At 72.9% G+C, this 12,267-nt stretch carries 12 protein-coding genes; 3 read left to right on the top strand and 9 right to left on the bottom strand.

Going from position 1 to position 12,267, the window contains the following annotated elements; genetic code table 11:
- Positions 1 to 25: 25 nt before the first annotated feature.
- Complete coding sequence (locus AB0B66_RS02445) at positions 26 to 1,018, bottom strand: hypothetical protein (RefSeq protein WP_360521607.1); 993 nt, start codon at positions 1,016 to 1,018, stop codon at positions 26 to 28.
- 246 nt (positions 1,019 to 1,264) lie between these two features.
- On the bottom strand, positions 1,265 to 1,801 hold the full coding sequence (locus AB0B66_RS02440; RefSeq protein ID WP_360521604.1) for a DUF4245 family protein: 537 nt from the start codon (positions 1,799 to 1,801) through the stop codon (positions 1,265 to 1,267).
- A 122-nt stretch (positions 1,802 to 1,923) separates the two neighbouring features.
- On the opposite strand from AB0B66_RS02440, the gene glpX reads away from it, so the two are divergent.
- A complete protein-coding gene (gene glpX / locus AB0B66_RS02435) occupies positions 1,924 to 2,922 on the top strand; it encodes a class II fructose-bisphosphatase (RefSeq protein ID WP_360521601.1) in 999 nt (332 codons plus the stop codon).
- Between the two features lie 22 nt (positions 2,923 to 2,944).
- Positions 2,945 to 3,865: a DMT family transporter gene (locus AB0B66_RS02430; RefSeq protein ID WP_360521598.1), complete on the top strand. Its 921-nt coding sequence runs from the start codon at positions 2,945 to 2,947 to the stop codon at positions 3,863 to 3,865.
- Positions 3,866 to 4,092: 227 nt separating this feature from the next.
- Here the strand turns inward: AB0B66_RS02430 and AB0B66_RS02425 are convergent, their stop codons facing one another.
- Entirely contained in the window at positions 4,093 to 4,302 is a 210-nt protein-coding gene (locus AB0B66_RS02425; RefSeq protein ID WP_360521595.1) for an exodeoxyribonuclease VII small subunit, read from the bottom strand.
- A 64-nt stretch (positions 4,303 to 4,366) separates the two neighbouring features.
- Positions 4,367 to 5,593 (bottom strand): exodeoxyribonuclease VII large subunit, encoded by a 1,227-nt coding sequence (gene xseA, locus AB0B66_RS02420; protein ID WP_360521592.1) that lies wholly within the window; start codon positions 5,591 to 5,593, stop codon positions 4,367 to 4,369.
- Positions 5,594 to 5,630: 37 nt separating this feature from the next.
- Between xseA and AB0B66_RS02415 the strand changes: the two genes are divergently transcribed.
- Entirely contained in the window at positions 5,631 to 6,596 is a 966-nt protein-coding gene (locus tag AB0B66_RS02415; protein ID WP_360521774.1) for a 4-hydroxy-3-methylbut-2-enyl diphosphate reductase, read from the top strand.
- 69 nt (positions 6,597 to 6,665) lie between these two features.
- On the opposite strand, the gene AB0B66_RS02410 is transcribed toward AB0B66_RS02415, so the two are convergent.
- The 5 genes from AB0B66_RS02410 to AB0B66_RS02390 all read right to left on the bottom strand — a co-directional run bounded on the left by AB0B66_RS02410 (position 6,666) and on the right by AB0B66_RS02390 (position 12,157).
- Positions 6,666 to 7,892 (bottom strand): hypothetical protein, encoded by a 1,227-nt coding sequence (locus tag AB0B66_RS02410; RefSeq protein WP_360521589.1) that lies wholly within the window; start codon positions 7,890 to 7,892, stop codon positions 6,666 to 6,668.
- Between the two features lie 163 nt (positions 7,893 to 8,055).
- Positions 8,056 to 9,501, bottom strand: a complete 1,446-nt coding sequence (locus tag AB0B66_RS02405) for a peptidase S10 (RefSeq protein WP_360521586.1) — start codon at positions 9,499 to 9,501, stop codon at positions 8,056 to 8,058.
- Between the two features lie 30 nt (positions 9,502 to 9,531).
- Positions 9,532 to 10,083, bottom strand: a complete 552-nt coding sequence (locus AB0B66_RS02400; RefSeq protein WP_360521583.1) for a winged helix-turn-helix domain-containing protein — start codon at positions 10,081 to 10,083, stop codon at positions 9,532 to 9,534.
- A 173-nt stretch (positions 10,084 to 10,256) separates the two neighbouring features.
- Positions 10,257 to 10,706: a methylated-DNA--[protein]-cysteine S-methyltransferase gene (locus AB0B66_RS02395; protein WP_360521580.1), complete on the bottom strand. Its 450-nt coding sequence runs from the start codon at positions 10,704 to 10,706 to the stop codon at positions 10,257 to 10,259.
- On the bottom strand, positions 10,703 to 12,157 hold the full coding sequence (locus AB0B66_RS02390; protein ID WP_360521577.1) for an AlkA N-terminal domain-containing protein: 1,455 nt from the start codon (positions 12,155 to 12,157) through the stop codon (positions 10,703 to 10,705). The genes AB0B66_RS02395 and AB0B66_RS02390 overlap by 4 nt, the downstream gene beginning before the upstream one ends.
- Positions 12,158 to 12,267 lie beyond the last annotated feature (110 nt).

Below are 12,267 nucleotides of genomic sequence, written 5' to 3'. Positions count from 1 at the left end.
GGCAACCTTCGTGGCCCCGTGGCCGTCACGCCAGCTTCGCGCGGGCCTCCGCGGCACGGGCTTCCAGGGCCGTCCACGCGGCGTCCAGCTCGGCGAGCTGGTCGGCGTGGTCCTCGGTGAACGCGGCCAGCTCGGCCTGCGCCAGGCTCATCGCGCCGGCCCAGGCCGGGGTGCGGCAGGTGGTGTCGGCCTTGACCGCGTCCTGCTGGTACGCCGTCGCATGCGGCATCAGCGAGGACTCGGGCCGCAGCGGCGTGCCCTCGTCGTCGCGGAACTTCGCGCTCACCGCCGCGTACAGCTCGCCGACCGTGTGCACGGGGTAGCCGAGCTTGGCCATGCACGAGGAGTAGAACTCCATCCGCGACGCCACCTCGACGTCGGCGCCGATGCGGCGCAGCATGTCGAGGAACTCGGCGTCCAGGTCGCCGCTGACCTCAGGGGTGCTGACCTCGGTCTGCCCCTCGATCGGGGGCTCGCACATCAGCGCGGTGTCGTCGTAGAGCCGGCGCTTGGCCGCGGACAGCCGCTTGTACGACGGGTCCTTGGGCCGCTCCACCGCCGCCTCGGGCTCCTCCGCCACGGCCTGCGGGACCAGCTTGAGCGCGTCGGCGGCGCCGGGGTCGACGACCGCGGACACCTCGGTCGGCAGCAGCAGGCGCGGGCTGTCCGCGAGCGGGTCGGCGAACGGGGCGAGCGTGTACCGGAAACCCGACGACTTCATGCACTCGCGGACCGGCTCCTCGCGGGCCACGTGGGCGATCACCAGCGCGGCGGAGCGCTGGGCGGGACTGCCCTGGATGCGCTCGTACAGCGCGCGCAGGTCGGCGGCGACGGCGGTGGCCTGCGCGGTGTCCAGCGTCGGCCGGTGGGCCGCGGCGGCGCAGGTGGCCAGCGCCAGCACGGCGAGCCCGCCCGCGATCGCGGCGTTGACCCGGTTGCCGCGGCCCGCCTTGGGCCGCCTGCCGGCCGGGGCCCGGCGAGGGGCACGCGAAAGGTCCGGGGAAGGGTGAGCAGTCATGGTGATGTCCTCGTGGCTTCGCGGCGCAGAGCGGGCCCGTGCGGGGTCGTGGCCCGCGCGGCACGAGTGCGTCTCGCGACGGCGCGGCGGGCGGGTATCACCGTAGCCGTTAACAATTGCGTGCGGCGTCCGCCTGTACGGCGGAGGGGGTCCCCGGATCGTCTGGTCCCGGCTCGCCCGGCGAGGCAGAAATGGTGGGGAGAATCCGACAGAGATGTTCCGCCCGAGGGCGCGCACGGACGTCCGTCAGCGGGCGATCGCCGAGGCCAGCCCGGTCAGATCGGCATTCTCCGCACCGATCAGCAGCGTGGTGGTGTTGCCGGCGGTTCGGGCCAGCGCGGTCTGCTCGTCCGGGCCGCGGAAGCGCTGCCAGGTCACCGCGCCGACCACGGTCTCGCCGTCGGCCACGGCCTTGCCGTCCAGCTCGTCCTTGACCAGCGTGTCCAGCGCGGCGCGGGACTGCACCAGCCGGGCCCCGTGGTTGTCCGGGTCGAGGTAGCCGATGCGCAGCACGCCCGGCTCCCATTTCGCGGTGACGGTCTGCCAGCCCTCGGGCGCGGCCAGCGGCAGCGGGGCGAACGAGGCCCGCTCGGCGCTCGCGATCGCGTTGGCCGGGTCCACCGTCACGGCGGTGTCCCAGCCGTAGAACAGCCGGTAGCCCAGGACCACCAGCAGCAGCGGGACCAGCAGCACGCCGAGCGACAGGGCCATGTCCTTCGGGGTGCGGCTGCCCGACGCGGGCACGGCCGCCTGCTCGGTCTGCTCGGTCTCCACGCTGCTCACCCCACCATCTTGACCGATGTCACAGGTCACACCGCCACGAGGTCACCCCGATGCAACATCCCGAACGTACGTTCAGGTCGGGGCATGACAGGATCAGTTCAGCCGATCGTAGGAGGAGCAGCATGGCGACCCGTACTCCGCAGGATCTCGACCGGAACCTGGCACTCGATCTCGTCCGGGTGACCGAGGCGGCGGCCATGGCCGCGGGCCGCTGGGTCGGCCGCGGTGACAAGGAGGGCGGCGACGGCGCGGCCGTCGACGCCATGCGCAAGCTGATCAACTCGCTGCCCATGACCGGCACCGTCGTCATCGGCGAGGGCGAGAAGGACAACGCCCCGATGCTGTTCAACGGCGAGCGGGTCGGCGACGGGACCGGCCCCGAGGTCGACGTCGCGGTGGACCCGATCGACGGCACCACGCTGATGAGCAAGGGCATGCCGAACGCGCTGGCCGTGCTCGCCGTCGCCGAGCGCGGCGCGATGTTCGACCCCAGCGCCGTCTTCTACATGGAGAAGCTGGTCGTCGGCCCCGAGGCGGCCGACGTCATCGACATCACCGCCGGCTGGACCGAGAACCTGCGCCGCATCGCCAAGGCCAAGCGGGTGCGCGTGTCCGACCTGACCGTCTGCATCCTCGACCGGCCCCGCCACGCCGACCTGGTCCGCGAGGTACGTGACGCGGGCGCCCGGATCAACTTCATCTCCGACGGCGACATCGCCGGGGCCATCTACGCCGCCCGCGACCAGTCCGACGTCGACGTGCTGATGGGCATCGGCGGCACGCCCGAGGGCATCACCGCCGCGTGCGCGCTCAAGTGCCTCGGCGGCGCGATGCAGGGCCGGCTGTGGCCCCAGGACGACGCCGAGCGCGAGCGCGCCGTCGCCGCCGGGCACGACCTCGACCGGGTGCTCACCACCGACGACCTGGTCACCGGCGAGAACGTGTTCTTCGTGGCCACCGGCGTCACCTCCGGCGACCTGCTGCGCGGCGTGCGCTACCGGGACAACGGCGCGTACACCCAGTCGATCGTCATGCGCTCGAAGTCCGGCACCATCCGCGTCATCGACTCGTACCACCGCCTGGAGAAGCTCGCCGGCTACTCCGTGGTCGACTTCGCGTGATCCGAACCGCAACGGCCCGGTCGTGAGCGTCGGCTCCGACCGGGCCGCCTTCGTGGCCCTGGCCGTGCTCGGCGGCGGCTGCCTGGCCCTGCAGTCACGTATCAACGGCGAACTCGGCCACCAGCTCGGCGACGGCATCGCCGCGGCGACCGTCTCGTTCGGCGTCGGCCTGGCCGTCATGCTGCTGGTCCTGCCGTGGATGCGCCGCAACACCGGCCGCATCCTGCACGCGCTGCGCTCCGGGCAGCTGCGCTGGTGGCAGTGCATCGGCGGGGCCTGCGGCGCGTTCCTGGTCACCACCCAGGGCCTGACCGTGCCCTGGCTCGGCGTATCGATCTTCATCGTGGCTCTGGTCGCCGGGCAGTCCGCGTCCAGCCTGGCCATGGACCGGCTCGGCGTCGGCCCCGGCGGCCCGAGGCCGATCACCCGCAACCGGGCGCTCGGCGCGCTGCTGTGCGTGGTCGCGGTCGTCATCGCGGTCGGCGACAGCTTCGGCGACCCGCGCTCGCTCGGCTTCGCGGCCCTGCCGCTGCTGGCCGGCATCGGCGTCGCCTGGCAGCAGGGCGTGAACGGGCGGGTCGCGCTGGCCGCGACCTCGCCGTGGCCCGCGACCCTGCTGAACTTCGCGGTCGGCACGGTCGCCCTGTCGGTCGCGCTCGCCGTCGAGTCGGCGCTACGCGGCGGTGGCCCGCCCGGAGCATTCCCCACCGAACCCTGGCTCTACGTCGGCGGCCCGCTCGGCATCGTCTTCATCGCCATCTCGGCGGCCGTGGTGCACCGCATCGGCGTGCTGCTGCTCGGCCTGGGCATGATCGCCGGCCAGGTCCTCGGCGCACTCGCCATCGACGCCGTCCTGCCCGGCCCCGCCGGCCGCCCCGACCTGCTCACCCTGACCGGCGCCGCCCTAACCCTGGTCGCCGTCCGCATAGCCGCGCGCGGCTAGCCCGGGCCGTTCGCCGCCCGAGCGGGCCCCGCATCGCCCGCGATCCATGCGGTCCGCCCACACGGTGCCTACCGGCGTGCCGTGCGATCACGCACCCTTCGGCCGGCAAGCCGGTGCGGCCACGCACCAAGGTCACTCGACTTGCCAGGCAACCGGGCGAAAGCGAGGTCAAGATACGCACAGGTGCCAGACAAGTCCGATGATCAAGGGCTGCTGCGGCCCGGGGGTCAGGAGGAGGCCGCGTCGAGTTTGGCCTTCGCGCCGTCGAGCCAGCGCTGGCAGACGGCGGCGAGGTGCTCGCCGCGCTCCCAGAGGGCGAGGGACTCCTCCAGGGTGCCGCCGCCCGACTCCAGCTTCTGCACCACCTCGGCCAGCTCGCCGCGCGCCTGCTCGTACGACAGTTTCTCCTCGGCCGGCGCCTCGCTGCGCTTGCTCATGCCTTCTCCTCGCTACGCTCGTCGGCGGCATTGCCGAGGCCCATGATGAGCTCACTTCGCTCGCTCATGCCTTCTCCTCGCTGGTCGTGGTCACGGTGGTGGTCAGCTCGCCCTCGGCGAGGCGGATCCGCAGCGCGTCGCCGGTCGACACCTCGCTCGCCGCGCGGACCACGTGGCCGTCGGCGCGCTGGACGATGGCGTATCCCCTGGTCAGAGTGGCGGCGGGGGACAGCGCCCGGAGGCGGGCCAGGGTGTGCGTGAGGTCGCCCTCGGCCCGGTGCACCCGGTGGGTGAGGGCCCGCGCCGCGCGGTCGCGCAGGGCCGCGACGTCGGTCGCCCGAGTCTCGATCATCTGGTACGGCTTCGCCAGCGCCGGCCTGCTGCGCAGGCTGTCGAGGCGCTGCTGCTCGCGCTCGACCCGGTGCCGCATCGCCCGGTTGACCCGGCCCCGGGCCTGCTCGATCAGGCGAATCTCGTCACCCAGATCGGGGACCACCCGTTTGGCGGCGTCCGTCGGCGTCGACGCGCGTACGTCGGCCACCCAGTCCACCAGCGGAGTGTCCGGTTCGTGCCCGATCGCGGAGATAACCGGCGTACGGCACGCGAACACCGCCCGGCACAGCGCCTCGTCGCTGAACGGCAGCAGGTCCTCGACCGCACCGCCACCGCGGGCCATGATGATCACGTCCACGCTCTCGTCGCCGTCCAGCGACTGCAGCGCGCCGATGATCGACGGGACCGCGGTCGGCCCCTGCACGGTGACGTTGACCACTCGGAAGTCCACGGCCGGCCAGCGGCGGCGCGCGTTGGTGAGCACGTCGCGCTCGGCCGCGCTGGCCCGCGCCGTGATCAGGCCGATCCGGCGGGGCAGGAACGGCAGCCGCCGCTTGCGCCGCGGGTCGAACAGGCCCTCGGCCTGCAGCAGCTTCTTCAGCTGCTCCAGGCGGGCCAGCAGCTCGCCCACGCCGACCTGCCGGATCTCGTCGGCGCGCAGGCTCAGCGTGCCGCGCTGGGCGAACCACTCGGGTTTCGCATGCACGACCACCCGCGCACCCTCGCTGAGCTGCGGTGCGCCGCTGTCGAGCACGTCGCGGCTGGCGGTGACGGTCAGACTCAGGTCGGCCGACGGGTCGCGCAGGGTGAGGAAAACCGTGGCCGACCCGGGACGCCGGGAGAGCTGTGCCACCTGCCCGTCAACCCAGATCCAGCCGAGTCGCCCGATCCAGGCGCTGATCTTCTGGCTGACCACTCTTACGGGCCACGGCTGCTCCGCCGAGCTCTGCTCCGTCACAGGGCTCACCATAGGCCGACGGTACGATGGTCGGGTGATCGAGACTCCTCGCAAGCGTGTCCTGCTGGCCAAGCCCCGTGGTTACTGTGCCGGCGTGGACCGCGCCGTGCAGACCGTGGAGGAGGCGCTGAAGCTCTACGGCGCCCCCATCTACGTGCGCAAGGAGATCGTGCACAACAAGCACGTCGTGACGACCCTGCAGGCCAAGGGCGCCATCTTCGTCGAGGAGAACGAGGAGGTCCCCGAGGGCTCCACCGTGATCTTCTCGGCGCACGGCGTCGCCCCGGTGGTGCACGACCAGGCGCGTGAGCGCAATCTGAAGGCGATCGACGCCACCTGCCCGCTGGTGACCAAGGTCCACCACGAGGCCAAGCGGTTCGCCGCGGAGGACTACGACATCCTGCTCATCGGCCACGAGGGCCACGAGGAGGTCATCGGCACCTCCGGCGAGGCTCCCGAGCACATCCAGCTCGTCGACGGCCCCGAGGGCGTGGACGCGGTGACCGTGCGCGACCCGAGCAAGGTCGTCTGGCTGTCGCAGACCACGCTCAGCGTCGACGAGACCATGGAGACCGTGGCCAAGCTCAAGGAGAAGCTGCCGCTGCTGCAGTCGCCGCCCAGCGACGACATCTGCTACGCGACGCAGAACCGCCAGCAGGTGATGAAGCAGATCGCCCCCGAGTGCGACGTGATCCTGGTGGTCGGCTCGCGCAACTCGTCGAACTCGGTCCGCATGGTCGAGGTCGCCGTGAACGCCGGCGCGCGCCAGGGCCACCTGATCGACTTCGCCCACGAGATCGACCCCGCCTGGCTGGACGGCGCGACCACGGTCGGCCTGTCCTCCGGCGCGAGCGTCCCCGAGGAGCTGGTCACCGAGGTGCTGGCCCGCCTGGCCGAACTGGGCTTCGCCGATGTGGAAGAGGTCGTCACCGTCCAGGAGCGCCTCACCTTCTCCCTGCCCCAGGAGCTCAAGCGCGACATGAAGGCCGCCGCCGCCTCCTGACCCGTACGAAGCAGGGGCGCCTTCTCCATCGCGAAGCGATGAGAAGGCGCCCCTGCGCACGTCGGGGCGTCAGGCGCAGGGGCTGTCCCCGCCGCCCAGCTTGTTGCCGCTGAAGGCGCTGCCCTGGTCTGCCACGGCGATGGTCTCGGGGAAGCTGACCGCGTTGCGGCCGTAGTACCAGGCACCGCCGCAGTCGGTGAACGTGATCGAGGCCGACCAGGTCGGCGCGCCCTCGTTCAGGTTGCGCGTGCCCGAGTGCGCCAGCTGCAGCACGCCGTCCACCAGGGCGTAGCTGGCCCACCAGACGGCCCGCTGCGTACCGCAGAACTCCAGCTTGCCGTCGACCGCCACGGCGGCGAACTCGACGGTGCCGCCGCTGTCGGTGGCGGTGACGTCGACCGAGACCTGGCATGGCGGCGAGGGTGAGGGGGTGGGGGACCTGGTCGGGCTGGCGGCGGGCGGGTTGCCCGGACGCGGCGAGGTGCCCGGCCGGGTCGGGCTGGGGGTCGGCCTGCCCGGGGAGGCACTGGGCTGGGCACTCGGCGGGGCGGTCGTGCCGCTCGGCGTCGGCAGCGGTTCCTCCGTCGCGGACGGTTCGGGCCAGGCGAGCTCCGGGGTGGCGCTCGCGGAGACCTCCGGCGCGGCGCTGCCGCCGGCCGGTTCCGCGGCCCATTTCGTCACGCCGACGACGCCCGCCACCAGCAGGGCCACCGCCCCGAGGGCCACCAGGGAGCCCTTACGGCGTGAGCGGCGTGAGCGGCGCGTCGGGGCGAGGGAGTGCGAGCGCGCCCGCTTCGGCGGCTCGGCGTCCAACCGCGCACGCGGCACCGTGATCTCCCAGCCGGTGCACAGCTGCGCGAACAGGGTGGCCGGGTCGTGGCCGGGAAGTGCGGTGGCCAGGTATTCCAGCGCCTCGTCCCACTGCGCGGCGGGGATCGCGGTCGCGCCGAGCGCGACGTACTCGTGTGAGGGCACCTCGGCCAGCAGCAGCACCACGGTCCGCCGGGTGGACGGGGGAAGCTCGGCGAGTGCGGCGACCATCGCGGGAGCGGACTCGTCGCCATCAGGCCGGGACGTGCCGAGCCACCGCTCGTCGACGCGCTGCCAGGCCTCCTGACGGGACCAGCGGACCGGGTCCTCCTGCCGTTCCAGCCTGGTCCAGCGGCTGCCCGCCAGGCTGAAGACCTCCTGGGCGATCTCACCCGCGGCAGCGCGGTCGCCGGTGAACGCGTAGATCTCGGCGGCGATCCGGGGCTGCCAGATCTGCTGGAACTCGCGGAAATCTGACGACGACACGAACGGCTCCTCATTAGGCACGGCGCACAGAGCCTAGATGCGATCGCCCGCCCGCGGCAGACCAGGAGTGAGTTTTGTTCGGCCACCGGGAGTTGCGCCATCCGGGCCGACCCGGCGACAGCTCGTGTTCGGGCAGCTCTGTCGCCGGGTCGGAGGCGTGCGGTCAGGCCGTGACGAACTCCGCCAGGTGCCGCGCCTGGGCCAGGCGGCTCGGCTCGTGCACGTACATCATGTGGCCGGCCTCGTAGTACTTGAACTCGATGTTGCCGCGCAGCTCGGCGGGGATCTCCAGGTGCGCGAAGGTGTGCTCGGAGGCGTAGTAGGGCGTCGCGCCGTCGTGGTAGCCGCAGGCCACCTGCACGCGCAGGTGCGGGTTGGCGCGCATCGCGGCGGCGAGCTTGTCGGCGACGTTGACGTGCTGCCCCTCGAACTCCTTGAACGACCAGGGCTGCACGTCGCCGGTGAGCGTCTTGTACGGCAGGTCGTTGCGGTATCCCAGGTCGGACCGCAGGTACTGGTTGATCGCCGCGGTGTACGGCCCCATGATCGCGTCCAGGGACGGGTCGCTGGACCAGTGCTCGCGCCCGTAGTCGGCGTCCCAGCCCAGGAAGCGCCCGTCCAGCCGGCCCACCGTGCGCCGGCGCGAACGCAGCAGCTCGGTGAAGAAGCGCACGTGCTCGGGCCGCAGGTCGACCCGGTCCACGTAGTCCGGGTCCAGTCCGGTCAGCCGGGCCACCGTGCCTACCGCCGCCGTGCGCTCGGCCTCCGACAGCCGCGCCCCGCGCGCCAGCGCCCACGGGTAGCTCCGGTCGGCGAACTCCTCCGCTTCGGCCAGCACCTCGCGCAGCGGCCGGTCGCCGTGCAGCCCGTGGTAGTGCGCGATCGCCGCGTACGTCGGCAGGAACAGCGGGTACGCCCCGTCGTGGTGCGGGTGGAACTCCAGCGTGCCGATGTTGAGCACGCTGGACACCAGCATCAGCCCGTTGAGCCACATGCCGTGCCGGTCCTGCAGGTGGTGGGCCAGCGCCGCGGCGCGCAGCGTGCCGTACGACTCGCCGCACAGGTATTTCGGGGAGCCCCAGCGCCCGTGCCGGGACGTCCACAGCCGGATCAGCTCGCCGACGCTGTCCACGTCGCCGCTGAACCCGTGGTGCTCCTTGCTCTTGCCGCCCTTGACCGCCCGCGAGTAACCGGTCGACACGGGGTCGATGAAGACGAGGTCGGAGTGGCGCAGCAGGGTCTCGGCGTTGTCGGCCAGCCCGTACGGCGGGGCGGTCAGCGCGCCCGCGTCGCCCATCAGCACCCTGCGCGGCCCGAGCAGGCCCAGGTGCAGCCACACGCTGGACGACCCGGGGCCGCCGTTGAAGGCGAACGTCACCGGCCTGGTGGCCGGGTCGGCGCCGTCCAGCGTGTACGCGACCACGAACATCTCGGCCTTGGCCTGGTGCCCGTCGAACGCGTCGTCGGTGTGCGACTCGGCGCGCACCACGAGCCGGCCCGCGGTGGCGGTGTAGCGGAGCCCGGCGACCTCGTGGTGGGTGACGCTGAGGTCGTCGGCGGGCTCAGCGTCCGGGGTGGGAGCGCCGTTGTTCTTCTGCTCGTCTGCCATGGCGACAGACCCTACTGCGGCCTGCTGGGATCAGGCGGTGCGCCGCAGCCCGATGCCCCGGCCCGGCTCCAGCCGGTAGCCGAAGCCGTGCACCGTGGCCAGCCCCGCGCCGTGCTCGCCGAGCTTGGCGCGCAACCGGCGCACGTGCACGTCCACGGTGCGCTCGCCGCTGAACTCATGACCCCAGACCGCCCGCATCAGCTGCAACCGGGTGAACGCCGCGCCGGTGTGGCGTACCAGGAAGAACAGCAGCTCGAACTCGCGGCGGGTGAACCGCACCGGCTCGCCGTGCACCGTGACGGTGCGGCTCGTCGTGTCGATCAGCACCGGGTTCTCGGGGCTGGGCAGCGGGGGCGGCTCGGGCGCGGCGAGCTCACCGTCCCAGACCGTGTCGCGCAGCGGTTCCGCGTCGGCCAGCGCGTGCACCAGGCGGGTCGCGGCGGTCGCCGCGTCGGGGCCGGTCAGCTTGAGGGTCAGCGTGACCGTGAGCGGTTCGTCGCCGTCCGCCGGGATGTCGGCGGAACGGTGGACGATCGGCACCGCCACGTCGGTGTACGCGGGCTCGGTGAGCAGGACTGTCATCTCGGAACTCCTGGTCGTTGCGGGTCGGGTGGGCAGGTGTGCGAATGCCCGGCGACATCGGAACGTTCGCGGCACGGGACCCTCCACGAGCGACTCAGCAATTACCTGGACAGCGTAACTCGATAACTCCTATCGGGCTAGTAGGAAATACATGAGCTCGCGTGAGCCCCGTCTCAGCGGCTCGCGGCCTCGTGCTTGAGCAGCCATTGCTTGACGTCCACGCCCCAGCGGTAGCCGCCGGGCGTGCCGTCGGCGCGCAGCACCCGGTGGCACGGCACGATCAGCGCGACCTGGTTGCGGGCGCAGCCCTGCGCCGCCGCGCGGACCGCCGCCGGGCGGCCGGTCAGCTCGGCAAGTCGGCGGTACGACACCGGCTCGTCCAGCGTGCGCAGCGTGTCCCAGCACTGCTCCAGGTACGCGGTTCCGTGCTGGTTCACCGCGATGCCGTCCAGCGCGGCCAGGTCGCCGCCGAAGTAGGCGTGCACCGCCTCGACCGCCCCGGGCGGCACCTCGCCGGGCGTCGCCCACCCCTCGGGCAGGGTGTCGCCGAAGACGGCCGCCGTGACGGCCGTTCCGTCGCCCGTCATCGTGAACGGGCCGACCGGAGTGTCAATCGTGATCATGCTGCTCTCCAGAGTCTGATCTGTGCGTACGAGCGCCACGGTCGCCAGCGTTCGGCGTGCCGGGCGAGGTCGGCGGGGTCGTCGGGCAGGCCGAGCGCCTGCGCGCCGCGGCGGGTGCCCAGGTCGGTGGTGAGCAGGACGTCCGGGTCGCCCAGCGCGCGCAGCGCGATGTAGTCGGCGGTCCACGGGCCGACCCCGGGCAGCGCCAGCAGCGCTTCCCTGGTCGCCGCCCGGTCGCTGCCCGCGTCCAGGCGCAGCCCGTCGCGCACCGCCTCGGCGACCGCGCGCAGCGTGCGCCGCCGCGACGCGGGCATCGAGAACGCCTCGTCGGGCAGCGCCAGCAACTGCTCGGGCGTGGGGAACAACCCGGTCGGCAGGCCGGGTCCGTCCGCCGGGTCCCGGTCGGCGGGTGGGAGGAGCCGGGCCAGCACGGTACGCGCGCCCGCCACGCTGATCTGCTGCCCGACCACGGCCCGCACCGCCATCTCGAACCCGTCCACGCTGCGCGGCAGCCGTACCCCCGGCTCGGCGGCGACCACCGCGGCCAGCGCGGGATCGGCGGCCAGCACCGCGTCCACGGCCGCCGGGTCGGCGTCCAGGTCGAGCAGCCGGCGGCACCGCGCCACCGCGGGCGTCAGGTCCCGCATGTCCGACAGCCGCAACTCGGCCTCGATGAACCCCGCCCCGTCGCCGCGCCGTGCGTCGACGCCGGCCGGTTCGGCGCTCGCGGGCCACAGGGTGACCGTCGCCGGCCCGTGCGGCAGGCGCAGCGAGCGGGTGTAGCGCCCGTCGGCGTAGCTGTCCACGCCGGTGATCGTGCGTGCGCCGAGGAAGCCGAACAGCGCCTCGACGTGCAGCGGTGCCCGGTAGCTCAGCCGCAGCGACACCACCCCGTCGACCGGAGCGCCCTCGCGCCGCAGCGTCGAGGGCGCGCAGCCGTACACCTCCCGGAAGGTGTCGTTGAACTGCCGGATGCTGCCGAACCCGGCCGCGAACGCGATCTCCGACAGCCCGAGCCCGGTCTTCGTGATCAGCGTCTTGGCGGTCTGCGCCCGCTGGGTCCGGGCCAGCGCCAGCGGTCCCGCCCCCAGCTCCTCGCTGAGCAGCCGGTTCAGGTGCCGCTCGGTGTACCCCAGCCGCGACGCCAGCTCCGGCACCCCGCCCCGGTCCACCACCCCGTCCCCGATCAACCGCACGGCCCGCGCCGTCACATCGGCCCGGTTGTCCCACTGCGGCGACCCCGGCACCGCGTCAGGCGCACACCGCCGGCAGGCCCGGAATCCGTTCCGCGCCGCCGCCGCCGCGCTCGGGAAGTAGCGCACGTTCTCCGACTTGGGCGTCCGCGCCGGGCAGGACGGCCGGCAGTAGATCCCCGTCGACGTCACGCCGAACCAGAACCGGCCGTCAAACCGCCCGTCCCGACTGCTCACCGCCCGGTAATAGCTCTCCACGCTCTCCACCCTGCCCGCCACCCCGCCTCACCTGCTAGCGGAAATCGGACCTCACCTCGGCTCGCTCACCCACCCGGAGCGCGATGCCGCACGCGACCCGCATGAAGATC

It is taken from the genome of Catellatospora sp. NPDC049111, assembly GCF_040648615.1.
Taxonomy (GTDB): Bacteria; Actinomycetota; Actinomycetes; order Mycobacteriales; family Micromonosporaceae; genus Catellatospora; species Catellatospora aurea.
The sequence above is the reverse complement of the archived record's forward strand: the minus strand, read 5'-3'. Positions and strand labels throughout refer to the sequence as shown.